This is a genomic window from Psychrobacter sp. CMS30 (assembly GCF_904846565.1).
Classification (GTDB): domain Bacteria; phylum Pseudomonadota; class Gammaproteobacteria; order Pseudomonadales; family Moraxellaceae; genus Psychrobacter; species Psychrobacter maritimus.
The window spans coordinates 43,577-62,751 of the sequence record NZ_CAJHBF010000010.1; the positions used below are offsets into that span (position 1 = coordinate 43,577).

At 43.9% G+C, this 19,175-nt stretch carries 15 protein-coding genes and 1 tRNA gene; 6 read left to right on the forward strand and 10 right to left on the reverse strand.

All coding sequences use genetic code 11. The annotated features are described in order from the left end of the window. Positions 1-4 precede the first annotated feature (4 nt). The 5 genes from JMX94_RS07020 to JMX94_RS07040 form a co-directional block, all read right to left on the reverse strand. Positions 5-80: transfer RNA gene (locus JMX94_RS07020), tRNA-Gln, on the reverse strand. A gap of 172 nt (positions 81-252) precedes the next feature. Next, positions 253-831, reverse strand: coding sequence for a hypothetical protein (locus tag JMX94_RS07025; RefSeq protein WP_201564487.1), 579 nt, complete (start codon positions 829-831; stop codon positions 253-255). 44 nt (positions 832-875) lie between these two features. After that, entirely contained in the window at positions 876-1,832 is a 957-nt protein-coding gene (gene ispE / locus JMX94_RS07030) for a 4-(cytidine 5'-diphospho)-2-C-methyl-D-erythritol kinase (protein ID WP_201564489.1), read from the reverse strand. A 61-nt stretch (positions 1,833-1,893) separates the two neighbouring features. Continuing rightward, positions 1,894-2,520 carry a lipoprotein insertase outer membrane protein LolB gene (gene lolB / locus JMX94_RS07035; RefSeq protein WP_201564491.1) on the reverse strand — a complete coding sequence of 209 codons (627 nt, stop codon included), beginning with the start codon at positions 2,518-2,520 and terminating at the stop codon, positions 1,894-1,896. A gap of 222 nt (positions 2,521-2,742) precedes the next feature. Next, entirely contained in the window at positions 2,743-4,701 is a 1,959-nt protein-coding gene (locus tag JMX94_RS07040) for a tetratricopeptide repeat protein (RefSeq protein WP_227673548.1), read from the reverse strand. Between the two features lie 666 nt (positions 4,702-5,367). Between JMX94_RS07040 and hemA the strand changes: the two genes are divergently transcribed. From hemA to JMX94_RS07060, 4 genes are all read left to right on the forward strand, one after another. Further along, entirely contained in the window at positions 5,368-6,747 is a 1,380-nt protein-coding gene (gene hemA, locus JMX94_RS07045) for a glutamyl-tRNA reductase (protein WP_201564496.1), read from the forward strand. A gap of 185 nt (positions 6,748-6,932) precedes the next feature. After that, positions 6,933-8,066, forward strand: coding sequence for an aminotransferase class V-fold PLP-dependent enzyme (locus JMX94_RS07050; protein WP_201564497.1), 1,134 nt, complete (start codon positions 6,933-6,935; stop codon positions 8,064-8,066). A 187-nt stretch (positions 8,067-8,253) separates the two neighbouring features. Then, positions 8,254-8,691 carry a YeeE/YedE family protein gene (locus JMX94_RS07055; protein WP_201564499.1) on the forward strand — a complete coding sequence of 146 codons (438 nt, stop codon included), beginning with the start codon at positions 8,254-8,256 and terminating at the stop codon, positions 8,689-8,691. A 112-nt stretch (positions 8,692-8,803) separates the two neighbouring features. Beyond that, positions 8,804-9,223, forward strand: a complete 420-nt coding sequence (locus JMX94_RS07060; protein ID WP_201564501.1) for a DUF6691 family protein — start codon at positions 8,804-8,806, stop codon at positions 9,221-9,223. A gap of 120 nt (positions 9,224-9,343) precedes the next feature. Here JMX94_RS07060 and JMX94_RS07065 read toward each other — a convergent pair whose 3' ends face one another. Further along, entirely contained in the window at positions 9,344-11,008 is a 1,665-nt protein-coding gene (locus JMX94_RS07065) for an AMP-binding protein (RefSeq protein ID WP_201564503.1), read from the reverse strand. A 454-nt stretch (positions 11,009-11,462) separates the two neighbouring features. On the opposite strand from JMX94_RS07065, the gene JMX94_RS07070 reads away from it, so the two are divergent. Further along, positions 11,463-13,598 carry an NADPH-dependent 2,4-dienoyl-CoA reductase gene (locus JMX94_RS07070; RefSeq protein WP_201564511.1) on the forward strand — a complete coding sequence of 712 codons (2,136 nt, stop codon included), beginning with the start codon at positions 11,463-11,465 and terminating at the stop codon, positions 13,596-13,598. Positions 13,599-13,763: 165 nt separating this feature from the next. Here JMX94_RS07070 and JMX94_RS07075 read toward each other — a convergent pair whose 3' ends face one another. Then, positions 13,764-14,084 carry a PAAR domain-containing protein gene (locus JMX94_RS07075; protein ID WP_201564513.1) on the reverse strand — a complete coding sequence of 107 codons (321 nt, stop codon included), beginning with the start codon at positions 14,082-14,084 and terminating at the stop codon, positions 13,764-13,766. A gap of 220 nt (positions 14,085-14,304) precedes the next feature. Beyond that, on the reverse strand, positions 14,305-15,324 hold the full coding sequence (locus JMX94_RS07080; RefSeq protein WP_201564521.1) for a lipoate--protein ligase: 1,020 nt from the start codon (positions 15,322-15,324) through the stop codon (positions 14,305-14,307). A gap of 503 nt (positions 15,325-15,827) precedes the next feature. Here JMX94_RS07080 and JMX94_RS07085 point away from each other — a divergent pair. Continuing rightward, positions 15,828-16,202, forward strand: coding sequence for a hypothetical protein (locus JMX94_RS07085; protein WP_201564523.1), 375 nt, complete (start codon positions 15,828-15,830; stop codon positions 16,200-16,202). 26 nt (positions 16,203-16,228) lie between these two features. On the opposite strand, the gene JMX94_RS07090 is transcribed toward JMX94_RS07085, so the two are convergent. Both JMX94_RS07090 and JMX94_RS07095 read right to left on the reverse strand, forming a co-directional pair. Beyond that, positions 16,229-16,975 (reverse strand): reverse transcriptase family protein, encoded by a 747-nt coding sequence (locus JMX94_RS07090; RefSeq protein ID WP_201564525.1) that lies wholly within the window; start codon positions 16,973-16,975, stop codon positions 16,229-16,231. A 270-nt stretch (positions 16,976-17,245) separates the two neighbouring features. Continuing rightward, on the reverse strand, positions 17,246-18,841 hold the full coding sequence (locus tag JMX94_RS07095; RefSeq protein ID WP_201564527.1) for a GMC oxidoreductase: 1,596 nt from the start codon (positions 18,839-18,841) through the stop codon (positions 17,246-17,248). Positions 18,842-19,175 lie beyond the last annotated feature (334 nt).

The following is a 19,175-nucleotide window of genomic DNA, read 5'->3' on the forward strand; positions in this document are numbered from 1 at the left end:
AAAATGGCAGGGGTAGCTGGACTCGAACCAACGGATGTCAGGATCAAAACCTGATGCCTTACCAACTTGGCTATACCCCTATTGAGGCGACCTATTATAAATAAGTTTTCAGAATTTGCAAGGTCTTTAGGTGTTTTTATGGCTTTTATTCGAAAGTAAGTGAATTAGCCTGAGTTGCATAGCTACTATTATAGTGAATAGAGGTTTTTTATTAAGTTTGTCAATCGTAAGCTGATGCTGTGCGATTTTCTTTTAGACGAGAGGATTGACCACTCTACCACTCATAAATATTGCAGGTTCCGTCAAACAAGCTGTATTCTCTGGGTCTTCGATGACAATATCCCCTTTTCGTAAATAGTAACTACCTATACGCTCTTTAATTATACCGCTAGTGACAACCTCCTCACCTAGTTTAACTTTAGTTCCATTTAGAGAAATGGCTTGTTCATTTTCAAAAAGAATGGCTCTATCGGGATAAAAAATAGGGCTAAGATACTCATTATCATTTTTGACAAAGTATAAGCAGTTATTTTTGATAACGTATTTGCCTTTGAAAACAAAATTGATCTCGCGCATTGATAGAGTAGCAGCATAAGTGAATAGTTCGGTAGGCGAGCTGACTTTGGAATCCTGCTGAGAAACCTCTACATTTCGAGGGTTGTCTTTTACTTTTATCTCTAGCTGTTGTGGCAAAGTTATTTTATCGGATAAGCGATTAGCATTAGACTCATCGTGAGATTTAGATAGTAATGTACACCCAGTCAAACTTGATAATAAGCAAATAAAAACGGTGGCGGCTATTAGATTCTTATTTAGATATGAATTGTTCATATTAATAGCAACTTATTTGAGAGTTTGAGTAGGGCGCGTCCATTTTATAAATTCCTCGCCAGATAGCCTGCACAAGGCGCATCTTTAATCCATGTTGCCAACAGCGTCTTATCAGTCGTGACACTCGTATCCAATGGCAAAAACACCGCGCTACCAGAGCCGGTCATGCGTGCTGTGCCCAATGCTTGTGACTCTAACCCTTGCAAATAACATATTGCTTCATCGACAGCAGGAGCAAGGCTAGTGACTACTGGCGTAAAGACATTTTGATAAGGCGAGTTTAAATGTTGCACATACTCATTGCACTGGCTTTGAATGGTTTCAATCGATAGCGGGGCGATACCTCGTTGTAGTTGTGGATGGGTGAACAGCTGAGCAGTACTCACATGCGCATTTGGCGTTAACACTAAATACTGCTGTTCTGGCAAATTAATGGCTGTCAGCTCCTCGCCAATCCCCATGGCAATGGCATCTTTCCCAAAGATAAAGATTGGCACATCGGCGCCAATGCTTGCGCCAATTTTTATTAGCTCATTTTGATTAACATCGAGCTGCCAAATCTCATTTAAAACTAATAATGTCGTCGCGGCATTAGATGAACCACCGCCCAAACCTGCACCCATCGGTAGGTGTTTATCTAAGGTGATTTGGATTTGCGCCAGCTGCTGAGGTAGTCTGTTTGCTTGGAGAGCAAATACCAATAATGCATGGGCAGCTTTAAAAATAAGATTGTCGTTGATACTGCTGGTTATGGTGTCGGCACCAGAAAGGGTAAGAAGCTGATGGCATAGCTTATCAGCGTCTAAGGTCTTATCTATAATAGAAAATGCTGCGTCGTCTACAAGCGTAAAATGCAGATAATCGCCCCAGTCAAGCCGGCGAAAGACGGTTTGCAGATTATGATAGCCATCAGCGCGCTTACCGGTGATATGCAAAAATAAATTAATCTTTGCCGGTGATAAGCGCGTGATAACCGATGTTGTTGTGGTGCGTTCAGTCATAAATAAATGTCTTTATGAATTGTTCGTAAATATCACAATGTATTCTGCTTTCTGCGTATTACTATTGTTTTTGATGATCGATGGTCATTACCACTTTATTGCCTTGCGACTGCATCGCACTGATTTTATTTGGCAGTTTATCATTGCCTTTATAAGTAAAGCTCGCTTGCCATTCACCATTCACTGAGCTAATCAAACGGTTCTGGGCATCAAGCTGTGGCGCGCTGTCTGAAGGCGCTGGGCGACCCGATATCCAGTACGGCATTTGTGAAATCGGCGCTTGCCAGCCAGTCGCTTTTTTTAGCAAGGTTTCAGGGTCATCGGCGGTTAAAGTACCGGTTTTTTCACTGACTAACGTCGCCGACTGACCATTATATTCGATATTGGTTTTGCCAATGCCGAGCGCGCCAATCAATTCGATAGCAAAGCGGTCATCTTGTTGCCCCCATGCATAAAACGCACTACCGCCTTGGTTTCCTGAATTGTCCTTACTAGGGGTTGTGACCCCGATTTTGCCCGTGATATTAAAGCTCTCAAGTTTTTTTGGTTGACCTTGTACCGTACCAATAGGCTGGTTGGTAGCGTTGGCGGTTTTTAATGACTGGCAGCCAGAGGTAATCATAAGCGCGGTGGTTAAAGCGGTGAATAGCGCCAGTTTAGTTGGCTGAGTTTTTTTTAATACGGACATGGTTATTCCTCAAAAGTGACAAATCTACAAAATTAATGTTTTGATATTTAGAAGCTCACATATTTAAAAGCTTAAAAAGAGCTTAGCTTAAGCGTTATTTGTTACTCGCTGATGCGCGGCTGTTCATTTCTTATAACTGGCTTGTAGTTTTTATGGCAAGCGTTTTTTATTTTTATGCGCATTTTATGACGAATATTAAATAAGTTTTAAGCAAAAAGCGCATTAATAAAGCTGTATCCGGTCGTTGATATTGCGTTGACCAAATGAGAAGCGCTGTTGTAAGTCTGCCAGTAATGCTTCGACTTTTTCATTATTGCCCAAGCCTTGATAAGCGCGTAGTAACAGCGTGCCTGAACGTAGGGTCGGGAAGACGTCATACGGCGTTTGTAGATAGTCGATGACCTGCTGGTAGTCCTCGGTCGCTAAGGCATCCGCTGCCAGTATGTTGAGTGCTTGCAGATGCAGCTCATTGTCATAGCGCGGGTCATCATAACGGATTTGGATAATAGACGTTGCCAGCGCTAGACCTTGCTCAGAGCTGCGCTCATTGGCTAGCAATAGCTGCGCGTAACTGAGCTGATAGGAGAGATTGGTCGGGTCAAGCGTTTGCAAGTGATTGAGCAAGGTGCGCTTAACGATATAATCGTTTTTGTCATCAAGGAGTTGGACGCGGGCAAATAGCAGCATCTCATTATTAGGATATTTGCGAGCAGCGCGCGTTAATAACCGTAGCGCTTCATCGGCTTCGTTTTGCTGCCACAAGATATCCGCTTGCATCACAAAGCTGTCAGGGGCGAAGACGCTAAAGTCTTTACGCAACTTCTCTAAAGTTGCGATGGCTGCCTCGACGTCATCATTAAGCAGCTCAAACGAAACCACTTTTCGACGCGCTTCTAATACCAAGTCTTCTTGCATGACGCCATTGAGATAGTGCTTTGCTTGCTCAAAGCGCTGCTGGCGCTCGGCACTGATACCAAGATAGTAGTAGGCTTGGTCAAGGTAAGCCGGACTTTTGGCCAACATATTGAGTAGCTGATCAGCGCTGGCGTACTCTTCAACGTCTAAGCTGACCAGTGCGGCCAGCAAGGTAATCTCTTCATCATCGACAAAGCGCTCATGGGCGTCAAGTAACAGCTGCCAAGCCTGCTCGCTTTGTTTTAAATCAAGTAAGTAGCGAATCTCATATAAATATAAGCTCTTGCTATCAGGATTACGTAGGCGGGCTTGGCTAATATAGTGAATGACTGCCTCTGATGGCTCAGTCTTGCGCAATATATCGGCTCTTAAAGTAATGAAAGGCACATAATCAGGTTGACGGGCTAAAGCGCGATCGATATGGACAATGGCAACCTCAGGCTCATTAAACTGATACAGCAAACCGGCTTTTAACACTGACAAAGAAGCGTTTTGCTCACTATCGATAGGTTGCAGAGCGGCAAGTAGTTCGCGTTTGTCTTCATCAGTACTGGGATAAATGCCAATCAGAATTTCGCTAAGATCGGCACGCGGATCATAGCTTAAAATACGATTCAGGCTTTCGCCTGCCAATTCATAATCATGAGCGCGCAAGGCTAAGTGCGCCACATAAAACCACGCGGGCACGTGGTCGGGGTTTTGGTCTTGCCAAGTTTTGGCAAAGCGCAGCGAATCCTCAACACTCTCATTACGTAAAGATAAGCTTAGCGCGCGCTCAAATACCGCCGTCGCATCTTGTTTAAAAGACTGCTGCTTATAGATGGTCAGCGCGCGTTCGGTATCATCGCGATCCGCGGCAAACTCTGCATCTAAAAGCGCGTACAAACTTGGTTCTCTAAGCGTCACTTGCCCGCCGCTTGTCGGTGCTAGACTGTTGACATTAGCCACGTTTTCAGTGGTTTGTGGCTGTTGATTAAATGATTGCTTGGTAAGCGTTTTATGAGCAGGAGTATTAATAGAATTTTCACTACTAGCATCATTAATGTTTACATCACTAATATTTACATTGTTAGTATTGGCATCACTGGCGACGACGGCAGAGATGTCATAGGAGCTGATATGTAGTGAGGGGCTGATATATTTGGCGTGGGCAGGTAATCCTAGGCATAAGCAAACGGCCAACGATAAAGTTAGCTGATGGCGCTGGCATAGCCGCTCAATAATAGCGTGCAGTAAAGCGCGCAGGCGAGACTGATCATGATGCATAGGTTGCAATCTAAAGGATGAGCCAAAAAAAATCATAGCTAGCAGTGGTTACCCATTATTTACCCGTCAAATCGTTTGCAGCATAACAAGGTGATTTTATTGTTATTATTCTAGAAATAGCTGCGAAGAAAACCCGTCACTAGCATTATAAGAGTAGATTGAGGGGATAAACAATAGCGTCCGTGTTACTCAGATATTAGCAATATTTAGAGGATTAAGTAACTGCTAAATTATCCTAAGTCGGCGGTAGTCACTCAATTATTGAATAACCGGCCATTGCTAATCATCACCGCCGGTCATTGCTAATAAACAAGATGAACGCTACTAGCGTTTTTTAAATTTAGCTATTTAGCAGCATTTACTTGAAAAGCCATCATAGCAGTTGATTTATCACGGCCATGCCCAGATACAGACAAATACCATCGCCAAGCGTTGCCTGTTAAATAAAGCTGGCAATAATGATATAATAAACGCTTTTTAGGCGTTTACACTGTGTCTCTCGTGGCGTATCGTGCGCATTGTTTATTAAAGACATTTTTTCAAAGGCAGTTTATCAAGCGCTGTCTGTGAAAAGCTGTTTTTTAGCACTGCTGATTGAATAGGATTTCTTAACATTCTAAGAGCGTTTGGCTGGCAGGTAAACGTTATATTTATGGTCTATCAATAATGAGATTAGTGGTCATTGGGGTCAATCACAAAACCGCACCAGTCGCTCTACGAGAGCGCTTGGCGCTTGTTGGTGACGATGTGAATATCGCCCTTAAACAGCTAGAGCGCTTTACCGATGGTAGCGTCATTGTCTCTACTTGTAACCGTACTGAGATTTATGCGCTCGTCCCGCAGCTTTCATTAGCACCAGAATCAGGCGCACATTTAGCAGAGCCACAAGCTGCTACTATTGCCAGCAATAATGCAGTCGCTGTGCAGACTGCTTCAGCGGCCATCAGCGCCCATATTCTAAAAATCAAAACATGGCTGGCGGATTTTAAACAGTTGTCGTTGGATGAGATTGACCCTTATCTTTATGTGCACCGTGATACTCATGCTTTGACCCATTGGCTCAGAGTCGCCGCTGGTCTTGACTCGATGATATTGGGTGAGCCGCAGATACTTGGTCAAATCAAGCGCTCTGTGCATCTGGCGCAGGATCAAAAAGCCCTAAGCAACCAGCTCGGCTGGATTGTCGATCAGGTATTTGCCGCTGCCAAACGCGTGCGTAATGAGACCCAAGTGGGCGCTCAAGCGGTATCCCTTAGCTATGCTGCCGCCAAATTGGTCACGCAAATATTTGACGATTTGCCCAGTCGTACCTTATTAGTCGTCGCAGCAGGCGAGATGAATCGCTTGGTAGCGACCCATATTGCAGGGCTTGGGGTCGGTCGGGTTATTATTTGTAACCGTAATCCTGAGCGTGCTGAAGCATTGGCCGCTGAATTGCGTCGACCTGATCGCATTATAGAGGTGAGAGCGCTGCAAGAGTTGCCGCAAGTATTGTCAGAAGCCGATATTGTCAGTAGCTGTAGTGGCAGCATGGATGTGCTGATTGATAAAACCATGACCTTGCGCGCGCTTAAAAGCCGTCGCTATCAGCCGATGCTGATGATTGACTTGGCGGTGCCGCGCGATATTGATTCGACCATTAGCCGTATCGATGATGTTTATCTGTATTCTGTCGATGATTTGCAACACGTGATTGCCGGTAATATTGAGCAGCGCAGGCAAGCGGCGGTCGATGCTGAGCTGCTCGTCAGTCAATTGGTCGTTGAGATGGATCGACGCTTTCAAGTGCGCCAAGTCGGCAAAGATATTCAGCAATATCGCGCGCGCACCCATGACCAAGTCGATAAACTGCTGCATGAATCTATTGCTAAGCTGCAACAGGATAATGCCAGCCCTGAGGACATTCTTATTGAGCTGTCGCGACGTTTAACCCAGACGCTGACCCATGCGCCATCAAAGCTGATGCGTAAAGCGGCCCGTGAAGGTGATAATGAGTTGCTAGATTTTGTGGTGTCGGGATTACAAGAGGCGCATCGCGGTCGTTAAACCATTTATCAAACCACTAATCAAACTAGCCGCTAAACCATTTGCTAAACACGGGTTGGTTTTTTGCCAAATTACCCCCTATAATCGATAGAGCAAAAAACATCAGTGATGTGGCAAAACCTCAACCATGCCCAAAACTCAAAACCCAGTAACCAAATTTTCTCTTATTATACTAGGAGCGTCCTATGACTGCATTACGTCAAGATATTGATCCAAACGGCTTATTAGAATACTCAGTGGTCTATACTGACCGCGCCCTAAACCACATGTCAAAAGTCTTTCAGCAAGTCATGAACGACTTATCTAGCGACTTAAAATCAGTCTATAACGCTGATGCCGTTGCCATCGTTCCTGGTTCTGGTACTTATGGGATGGAAGCTGTGGCGCGTCAATTGGCCAGTGATGAAGATTGCCTGATTATCCGTAACGGTTGGTTTAGTTATCGTTGGACGCAAATTTTAGAAAAAGGCAAAATTGCCAAGTCGTCTACAGTATTGACTGCCAATCGTGAAGAAGGTGATACACCAAAGCCGTTTTCTCCAGTTGCTATCGATGAAGCCGTTGCTAAAATTAAAGCAGAAAAACCCGCCATGGTTTTTGCGCCGCACGTTGAAACCTCATCTGGTATTATTTTATCAGAAGACTATATCAAAGCATTGGCCGAGGCCGTTCATAGCGTTGGCGGCTTATTAGTCATTGACTGTATCGCTTCAGGTTGCGTCTGGCTCGATATGAAAGACTTGGGCATTGACGTGCTTATTAGCGCGCCGCAAAAAGGCTGGAGCAGCACACCGGGCGCAGGTTTGGTCATGCTGAGCGCCGCTGCGGTGCAAAAAGTAGACAGCACCGAGTCTGATAGCTTTAGTTTAGATTTAAAACAGTGGTTAAACATCATGCGCGCCTATGAAAATGGCGGTCATGCGTACCATGCGACGATGCCAACCGATAGCTTACGTCAGTTCCGCGATACCGTTAATGAGGCCAAAGAAGTGGGCTTTGATAAACTATGTGCGGCACAGTGGGAGCTTGGTCAGCGCGTCCGTGAAGTATTAGCTACTAAAGGTATTGAGAGCGTTGCAGCAGAAGGTTTTGAGGCGCCGGGCGTCGTGGTTGCTTATACCGAGCGAGATGATATGCATAAAGGGAGCGCCTTTGCTGAAGCTGGCATGCAAATCGCTGCTGGTGTACCGTTAAAAGTAGGCGAGCCTGATAACTTTAAAACCTTCCGCTTAGGTCTATTTGGTCTCGATAAATTGACCGATGTCGACGGCGCGGTACAGCGTTTTGAAAAAGCGCTTGATGAAGTATTGGCTAAATAGTTTAAATAATTACTATATTTATAATAATGACTGTATTTATTAAGTTGTTTTTATAGTAAAAAGGATACTGAGCCTGTGTAACGAGGGTTCAGTATTTTTTACCTATTTATTATATTTTATTATATAATGTATTTATATAAAACGAATTTAAATCTGTATTTGATAAAAATTGGCTTAGGTAAACATTATGAGTATACAAATAGACTGGCAGGCATTTACGCCAATCTCCTTAGTAGGCGGTCTGATGCTAGGGGTGGCGACCGTTATTCTGCTATTGGGTATTGGTCGTATTGCGGGTATTAGTGGTATTTTCTCAAGTCTTTTAAAGCCCAAGCGCGTCGAGATGTGGCAGGTGTTATTTATCGCCGGTCTTGTTATCTCGCCGTTATTATATCGTTTGGTCAATCCGTTACCAGTGATAGAAGTAAGTACTTCTATACCGTTATTAATTGGCGCAGGTTTGCTGGTAGGCTTTGGCACGCGTTTAGGTTCAGGCTGCACCAGCGGCCATGGTATCTGCGGTAATGCGCGACTGTCACCACGTTCGATGGCGGCGACGGCGACCTTTATGTTGTTTGGTATTGTGACCGTTTATGTTGGTCGCCATGTCTTGGGCTTGATTTAAAAGTCATATAGACAGCACGTTGCGAAGACAGCGATGAATATTGTTTATAACAGCTAGTCATAATAGATTGTTATAACAGCTTGGATTAACACATTAGGTGCGAGAAACAAACATGCTAAAAAATATAATTGGATTACTGGCAGGGTTATTATTCGGTTTTGGACTGCTGATATCAGGGATGACCGACCCTGTTAAAGTGCAGGGTTTTTTGGACGTCTTTGGTGCGTGGGATATTTCTCTAGCACTGGTGATGGGCGGCGGTCTGGCGGTGGCGATAGTCGGCGTGCAACTGGCTAAGCGGCAAAAGAATAGCTGGATTGGCACCTTAATTGAGATGCCAACCAAAACTACTATCAATAAAAAACTGCTAATCGGCGCGATGCTATTCGGTATCGGTTGGGGCTTGGTGGGTATTTGCCCAGGACCGGGTATCGTGCTGCTAGGTACCGGACAATGGCAGGCGTATGTCTTTATCCCAGCGATGATAATCGGTATGCTGATTTACCAATGGCTTGAGCCAAAGCTTAATTAGTCGTTAGGTTGATAATAATCTTAGTTTTCTTAGTTCAATAAAAAGGTCAGCCTAATTCAATTAGGCTGACCTTTTTTATACTCAATGACTTAGCATACAAAAAGCTTATACTGCATTGTTCTACGTTGTACTTGGGCTGACTTTTGGCGTTTCGTGAGCCAATGATTTTGCTGCTTGACGCAGCTCAAACTTCTGTACTTTACCGGTGCTGGTTTTTGGAATTTCAGCAAAGATAATATATTTAGGCACTTTAAAGCCAGCCAAATGCTGCTTGCAGTGCGCCATCACATTATCGCGTTGCAAGGTACTGCCAGCATGAATCTCGATAAAGGCGACAGGCACTTCGCCCCATTTGTCATGCGGCGCGGCGACGACAGCACAGCTTTGCACTTCAGGCATTTTATATAAGACGTTTTCGACTTCGATACTAGAGATATTTTCGCCACCTGAGATGATGATATCTTTAAGCCTATCCATGATTTTGATATAACCGTCGGGGTATTTGACGCCCAAATCACCGGTGCGGAACCAACCATCAGCAAAGGCTTCTTCGGTCGCTTTACGGCTTTTTAGGTAACCTTTCATCACCATATTACCGCGCAGTGCCAGCTCACCCATCTCTTCGCCATCTGCAGCAACCGGCTCAGTGGTCCCTTGTTTAAAAAGCTCAAAGCCTGTCATCAAATGCGAGGTCACACCTTGGCGTGATTTTTTCTGCGCGCGAGCAGCGACATCAAGCGCATCCCATTCTTGTTGCTCAGCGCAGACAGTGACCGGCCCATAGACTTCGGTGAGACCATAAACGTGCGAGATATGAAAACCCATTGCTTCCATAGCAGCGAGCATGGTTTCAGACGGCGGCGCGCCGGCGACCCAGCCTTTTACTTCATGGTTAATGGCTTCTTTATATTCAGGTTTGCCGCCGGCAATCATATTGTGCACTACCGGCGCTGAGCAATAATGCGTGACTTTATGCTTGGCAATCAGCTGCAAAATCAAATCAGCGTCAATCTTACGTAAGCAGACGTTGACGCCCGCGCGCTCAGCGATGGTCCATGGGAAACACCAACCATTACAGTGGAACAAAGGCAGTGTCCATAGATACATCGGGTGCTTGGGCATATCCCAATCTAAAATATTGGAGACGGCATTGAGCGTGGCACCGCGATGGTGATAGACCACACCTTTGGGCTTGCCAGTGGTGCCAGAGGTATAGTTGAGCGCAATGGCATCCCATTCATCTAATGGTTTTTCCCAATTATCCAAACTGTCTGAGCTGGCGATTAATTCTTCATAGCTCATACTACCAAAACGCTCGATATCGAGCGCCGCATCTGTCGCATGAATAACGATTAGATTGGGGAAGGCTTCATCAATCATCTCAGCATGCTCAGCAAACTCGCTGTCTAAGATTAACACTTTGGCTTCTGAGTGCTGCAGACAAAAACTTAACGCATTGATATCCAGTCGAGTATTAAGGGTACAAAGGACGCCACCTGACATCGGCACACCAAAGGCGCATTCGACCATCGCTGGGGTGTTTGGCATCATGACCGCCACGGTGTCATTTTTATCGATACCCAATTTGCGCAGACCGTCAGCCAATTGACGGCAACGATCGTAGGTCTGCTGCCACGTTTGCGTGAGGTTATTGTGTTCTAAATCGTCATAGATGATAGCGGTTTTATCAGGATAAACCTGTGCGCTACGGATGATGAAGTCAATAGGGGTAAGCGGTTGATAGTTGGCAGCGTTTTTGCCAAGACCTGTGTGGAAGTCTGTCATTAGGATAGTCCTTTATCGTATTGCTAGTATTCGATGGTGCAGGGATTTAGCGAAGCGGTTGCTGATACTCAAGAAAACTTGTATTTCGCTGAGTATATGCTTTATATATCTAGCATGTCATAGCTCATGCTTATAGCGTATTTCTATAACAATGCCCTAGCTATTATAGCCAATCGAACTAAAAATTGGGCAGGTTTGTGGGGTTTACTTTGCTAAATGCCATAAAACTGAGTCATAAACCAAGTTGCTGAACATTCGCATCAATATATTGCTCACTCATCAGTCGCTTGTCCGCGTAGCTGATAAGAATGGCGGTGTGTTAGGATAACGGTAATACTAAATCCCGCAGTTGAATAATTTTGAGAATCCCGATTGCTTTTAAATCGCTTAACTGTATTTATAAAGCCTAACTCTCTTTAGAAGTAGCCCACAAACCATTCATAAGGAAAATGATATGACCGCCAGCCGCACTGCCAACACCATTGAGACCGCCAGCACCAACGAGCACTATCCGCATTTATTGGAGCCGCTCGATTTGGGCTTTACCACGCTTAAAAATCGCATGGTAATGGGTTCGATGCATACGGGGCTTGAAGACCGTTTTTATAATTACGGTAAACTGGCGGCGTATTTTGCCGAACGTGCGAAAGGCGGCGTGGCAATGATGATTACGGGCGGTATTTCACCCAATCGTGAAGGTTGGTTGCTACCGGCTGGCGGTACGATGAACACGCGCGCTGATGTCCTTAATCATCAACGCGTCACCCGTGCGGCGCATAAATATGACAGCAAAATCATCATGCAAATCTTGCACAGTGGTCGCTATGGTTATCATCCGTTTGCAGTGTCAGCAAGCCCGATTAAATCGCCAATCTCGCCATTTAAACCACGTAAGATGAGCATTAAAAATATTGAGCAGACCGTTAAAGACTACGCGCGCTGTGCAAAATTGGCTAAGCAAGCCGGTTATGATGGTGTCGAAATCATGGGCTCAGAAGGCTATTTGCTCAATCAATTTTTATCGCGTCATGTCAATAAACGTACGGATGAATACGGCGGTGATATTCAAAACCGCATGAAATTTGCCGTTGATGTGGTGAAAGCCGTACGCGAAGCGACGGGGGAAGACTTTATTATCCTCTTCCGCTTGTCAGTGATTGATTTGGTCAAAGACGGTAACGTCATGGATGAAGTCATTACTGTCGCTAAAGCCTTAGAAGAAGCAGGCGTTACCATTATGAATACTGGTATCGGCTGGCATGAAGCGCGTGTTCCAACCATTGTCACCAGTGTGCCGCGTGCGGCTTTTGTTGATTTCACCGCTGAGATTAAAAAGCATATCAGCATCCCAATGATGGCAGCCAACCGTATCAATATGCCTGAAACCGCAGAAGACATCGTCGCTAGTGGTCAGGCTGATATGATTCAAATGGCGCGTCCATTCTTAGCCGATGCGCATTGGGTGAATAAAGCTAAAAATGGCCAAGCAGATCGCATCAATACCTGTATCGCCTGTAACCAAGCTTGCCTTGACCATACTTTTGAGAATAAACGCTCGACCTGTTTGGTCAATCCACAAGCTTGCTATGAGACAGAATTGGTTTATAAGAAAACCAAAAAACCTAAAAAGGTTGCGGTTATCGGTGGCGGCGTCGCTGGCATGTCAGCCGCTCATGTTGCCGCGCTACGTGGTCATGACGTTACCTTATTTGAAGCGAAAGATATTTTAGGCGGTCAGTTTAACTATGCCAAGGTCATCCCGGGTAAAGAAGAATTCTTTGAAACCATTCGCTACTATATCAATGAGCTTGAGCACTTAGGCGTTGAGATTAAACTTAATACCAAAGTCGATAAAGCCATGCTTGAGAAAGCCAAATTCCACCATGTCATCGTCGCTACTGGTGTAGTACCGAGAAGTCTTGAAGGTAAGCTAGAAGGTGCTAATTTACCACAAGTGATGAGCTATGCTGAATTGCTTTCTGGTGAAAAATCAGTTGGTGAAACTGTTGCTGTCATTGGTGCTGGCGGTATTGGCTTTGATGTTAGTGAATATCTCACCGCCAATCACGGTCAGTCATTAGATGAAATCGGTCCTGATGCGCTAAAAGATCCAAGCTACCGTACGACGCCGCAGTCTATCAGCGAGTGGCGCGAAGAGTGGGGCGTGACCTCTGATACCAACTATCAAACCGAGGGTGGTCTGATTAAGCCTGAAGCCATCAAGCCGGTGCGCCAAGTATACTTAATGCAGCGTACCAAAGGTCGCTTGGGCAGTGGTCTTAATAAAACCTCGGGCTGGGTACATCGTGCTCACGTTAAATCGCACGGCGTCATCCAAGTATCAGGCGCCCAGTACGATAAAATTACCAATGAAGGTATTTGGATCACCAATAACCAAGGTCAAAGCCAGCTGCTACGTGTCGATAGCGTTGTGGTCTGTGCCGGTCAAGAGTCAGTCGTTGAGCTGATGCCAAACGTTGGCGATGCGCCAGACGCACAATATCACTTAATCGGTGGTGCGAAACTGGCAGCTGAGTTGGATGCAAAACGAGCGATTCGTGATGGGGCTGAGGTTGCGGCGAGTATTTAGAGTTCTAATTTGAATTAAGAGTTTAAATTGAGAATACGGTAGGGGAGAAATTCCCTGCCGTTTTTTTGTTAGGTAATGATGAGCTTTTTTGCTAATTCAGCTATTGAATTCTATCTTAAAGACTTGTTATTCTTAGGAGAAATTACCTTTAGGGAATAAACTATTTTATAAAGTTGCCTTAGGAAACTGCAAAGGCGCTGCCTGCTCAACCCCAAACACTTCAAAGTCCGACTCAGCAAACGACTGTTGATTAGCAATCAGCTTAGCACCGCAGCTGGTGACATCACCGCCGCGCGCAATGGGCGCGCCATCGACGATAAAGGATGGGTCACCACTAAGAATAGTGGTCACCTTTTTGCATTTTTTACAGATGACTTTATCGCCTTTACGCGCGACAGGAATGCCGTTATGAGTGGTATGCGGTGAGCCGGAGACGACCGTCCCACCGTGAGAGGTCTTTGCGCCGACGGTTATATAGGCTGCCATAGTGCTACCTTGCTTAAACGTTTAAAGTTTGGACTTTTATAACGATTCTATTATTTGCATCATATTATAGAGGGCAAAAGCGCAAAATATCAAACTTAAGTTTATTTAAAGCTATAAATGATATGACAACCTTAGTCAACGTAAACTATGAAAGCTTTTGAGAAATTGACTGCAAGAGGAACTTGAGTCCCTTTATTTATTATTAATAACAAGCAAAAATCTACCCTTCCATTTCACCACGTAACCACGCAGACACGTCATCAATCTGCGCTGCCAAATCAGGATGCGCTCTGCTGAGCTCATCAAACTTAGCTTTAATATCATGCTTGTCGTACTTAACATCTGCCAGTGATTCTTTTAAAAGATCAATCAACTCAACGTTTAGCGCGTCAGAGAAGATGACCACTTCGCGTATCACTGCTTGCTTCACATCAAGGTGTAAATCAATAATGCCCCAATCAAATCGCGTCTCGATATGATGGGTGAACTCAGGCGTCTTACCAAAGCGCCAATCCCAATCTGCCATCTGCTGATAGTATTTATTCAGGTTAGGCTGCTTGGCGAGACTGGCTTCATCCAACTCTTCTACTGGCGTAGTGTCGCCATAATCCGTGTCACGATAGTATTCGCAAAACGCCTCGATAATCGCCTCGGATAAGGTCTCGTGATTGATGTCTTCATTAAACTCAACCAAGTTAGCGACGCGCGCACGGACAGATTTGATACCTTTTGCTTTCAGTTTAAGGGGGTGCGGATTTAGATAATCGCTGAGCTTTTGCATGTTGGCATTGACCAATAAAGTCCCGTGATGAAAACTGCGATCAGCCGCATGTTTAAAGGCGCTACCTGATATTTTTTTATCGCCGACTTGCATATCGTTACGCCCAGATAAATCCGCGTCTATGCCCAGTTTTTTTAGCGCGTTGATGATGATGGTAAAGTTCGCTTCTTGATCGTAGTCGGCTTTGGGCGATAAAAAGGTAAAGTTGGTATTACCCAAATCATGAAACACCGCACCGCCGCCACTCTGACGCCGCGCCAAAAACACATCGTCGGCTTCCATCTTATCGATTTTGCATTCTACCCACGGGTTTTGCGAGCGCCCAATGACCACGGTCTCGCTATTGCGCCATAAGAACAGCGTGTGCGAGTCTGCGTCGAGCGTATTAAATATCCAATCCTCGGTCGCGAGATTAAACCAAGGGTTGGTAACGGCAGATTTTAAGATGCGCAGTTTCATTATTTATCCTTTTTCTCGAATGGTTTTTATAGATTGAGTGTCATAAATAGATACTGCCATTGTTGCTGATGCAAGGTTGGAATTCAATGGCTGTGTGGTAGGGAGGAGGGTTTTAGGAATTCAAATATTGTGATGTAGCGGGGAGTTTTGGTTAGATTTTGAGAATACGATTTATAGGTTTTTGAGGAATAATTAGTTGTTGGAGCTAATCCTGCTATCCGCTTGTATCTAACTTGTCGATGGCGTGCGGACTGGTTTGTCTGGTGGCGTTCCAACATTCGAGCGACCACCCCCAGCCATAGTCCGCATCGCCATCGTCGGCGTTAGGATACCGCTACTATCAGGGCTAGCGGTAACATCCTATTATTGTTAGTATCTATCGTGTTTTGCCTTCTGATTACTTACAGTATCTTAAGGCTTAAAATATATAGAGCGCTATATTGAAAGAGAGGTCAACATTGAAAACTCATTATATTAATAACATCAATAAAGACAACCATAAAATGATGGCTGACTGGAACTCTATAGGACGAGTGGTCATAAAAAATAGCAAGGGTATCTATTTGAAAGGTGATGGATTATATTTTCATGTTAATGATACGGTTATTGACTTAGATTTAGCTAAGATATTTTTAGAAAAAAAGGAAAAAGCAAAGAATGAAAAACCAGATGTCTTTATAGCTTATAAAACTAAGGCTGAATGGAATGCTGTTGGTCACATCGTTAAAAAAGGTAGTAGAGGGGTTTATTCAAAAAGTGAGGAAACGATCTTATTCAGCTCCTATAATACTTTTATAAATAGACCATTGGCAAAGAAGTTTTTTAGACAGCAACAATATTATTTAAGAAAAAAAGAAGAAGAAAAGGGTGAGAAATAATATCAGCTACAGTGAATAAAAGTCTATTAGCGATATCCCATTTTAAGTTTAGGGTATTTACATAAGATCCATTCTTGTAAGCCAATTATAGAGTTTTCATTTTGTTGGTGAGCAGCTGCACGTAGTTTCTTAAGAGACTTACGAGTAGGATGGACGGTATGGTAACAAACTCCAACGCCAGTTATTATAGCCCTGCCGTTATTTTTATCTTGCAATTTAGTCTTTTTACTATTAACTTTTAATCCAAATCCTCTAAAGACTTTAATTACTTCTGCAAAAATCAAATCTTTCTCTTTTATATTACTAAAACTAAATGTAAGGTCGTCTGCATAGCGAGAATACTTAATATTAGGATTCCTGCGCTCTAATGACTCTATAATTAGTTTATCAATATCGATCATAGCAATGTTAGCAGTAATAGGACTGGTAGGAAAACCTTGTGGTACTTTATTATCAACAATAATGTCTTCCAGTAAAAAAATAGGTATGTACTTATTAAGAACTCTGTAACTGACACTATCAAAAAATTCTTCAATATCTATTGTTAATACATAGCGATGCTCAATATGAATTGAAGCATTGGTTACACAATTTCGATGAGGAACAAAAGCATGATCAGATTCAAATATGACATTCTGATGATAAATTTGTTGTAGCTGAGGAATCAATTGCCTTAAATGCGCCTTGTAAGCTTCATTTGGCATATATATTTTGCGGTATTTCCCATTATTTTTGGAAATTCTAGCAATTTGATAAGAGAAGTTGTCATTCATGATTTACGAATCCCTACTAAGAGCGTCAGCTCAATTGAAATCAGGGAGGTATACAAAAGTAAAAAGAGTGGACGAAGCATCTACACCCGAACCCTTTGCAAAAGCTAAATTATGAATGACGATTGATTCTAGGTGTTGGTATAGCTTTTGTCAAATATACAGTTACCTAAATAAAGTTCAGAATATTGAAAATAACTTTAAGAGTTACATCAACTCCAAAAGTATGCAACGAAAAACACCCCTCAAGACCATTTTTTATCTAGCCAAATTTTACAAATCTTCCCGCAAAATCCTCGCCATATTACGCTCGGCAAGTCCCGTGATAAACACATACGGATTGACGCCTGCGCTGCCAGGGATTAACGCGCCATCTTGCACGTAGATATTTTTATGCCCTTTGACGCGTCCAAATCCATCGGTTGCCAAGCCTAATACACAGCCACCAAGCGGATGATAGCAGAAGTCATCGCCAAAGCCTTTGGTAAATAATAAGCTTGAAGTCGAGCCACCATTTACTTTGGCGAGCTTTTCGATCAGCTCTTTGGCAGCGTTTACCGAGTACTCATTTTGCTCGCGTTTCCAGTTAAGTTTGACGGTTTTAGTGGTTTTATCATAATAATAATTGCCACGTTCTGGGTTGTCAGTGATGGCGAGATATAGAGTCGTCCACGTCTCGAGTCCTAGCGGCAACGGCGCGAGTTCGGCAAAGATTTTGTACTTTGAGCCGTCTCTATCGCCATCCCACATATTTATCCCTTTAACGGGAATGGTAGATTGAGTGGTGCCTGCAGCGTGGACGAAATTGCGACCGGTCATGATGTTACCGTTGGGTCCCCAATGTTGACCAATATGTTCGTTTAGGTTGTTTAGTTTCCTTTCTGCTTGGCTTTTGAGTAGCAGCTCTGAGGTGCCCGTACTGCCGGCATTTAGAAATAGCTTATCGCAGGTATAATGCTCAATTTTATCGATGCCGCCTGTAGTATTTAACACATGAACTTCTAATCTGAGTTGCTCATTATCGAGCGCTTGGATGCTATTAACTTTGCGCAAGGTTTTGACCGTGACATTGCCGGTGGCTTCGGCGTCTTTTAGGTAGGTTAAATCCAGTGAAAATTTGCCCGCATTGTTGCCATAAATGACTTCACCGCCGAGTGCTGACGGATAGACTTCGCCACGCGCTTCTTTTTGCATATAATCAAAGTCATAGCTATTACCAAAGAATTCGGTTTTAAGTCCCGCTTTTGCTGCTTGGCGTTCAGCTGCGCGAGTGTACTCATAATGCTCGGACTCATTAAAAAACGATTCAGGGATTTTACTGACTTTCAGATTTTTCATGGCACGGGGAAAATAAGTATCGTACATCTCATTAGAATCAATCCAAGGAAACACTGCTTCAAAATGCGAGCGTCTTGGCTGAATGGCAATCGCGCCATTGACGATGGAGCCGCCGCCATAAGCACGCCCTGCGAATACTTTCATATCGTCGTATTCGATTAAATCCAATACCCCAGGATATTTTCTGATAGGAATTGGAATCGGGATAGGGGCGTTTGGCATATTGCTAAACCAGCTTGAGCGTTTATCGGCGCTAATCATTTTGCAAAAGGTGTCGTGATTTGGCGTTCTATCCCAGCGCATACCCATCTCAAGTATCAATACTTTATGACCTTTTTCGCTTAATCGTAGCGCTGATACCGCGCCGCCGTAACCACTACCGACGATGATATTGGGAAAGTGTCCAGCTTGAGTAATTTTGCTTGGTAGTTTTGGCTGCTTGGCAAGCGTTTGGCAACCGCTCACCGCAGCGGAGGTGCTGATAGCGCCTAAGCTTAAACCCATGGCTTTAATCAGTTGGCGTCGTTGCATGGTGTATCCTAATTTGATATTTAAGCTAAAAAAAGCCTGTATGAAATAATATTAGCTTTCGACCGCAAAGGTGCGCTAAGCCAAGCGAGCATCATATTAGCAAACATAGGTTGCGTTATTATTTCAGTCACACGATTGCTGTAATACTTATAGATAAATCGGGCTTTCGTTCATCGATTATTCTTGCCAGTTTTTAGTCAGTTATTTTTATAGTAAGGCGTAAACTTGACCAAATAGGGAATTTACCTTATTATCTTGTTTCAATGTACTAGAACACAAATACATTAAAACATTCTTATCATTAAAAACGCTAAATAATTCGGCAAAGACAACA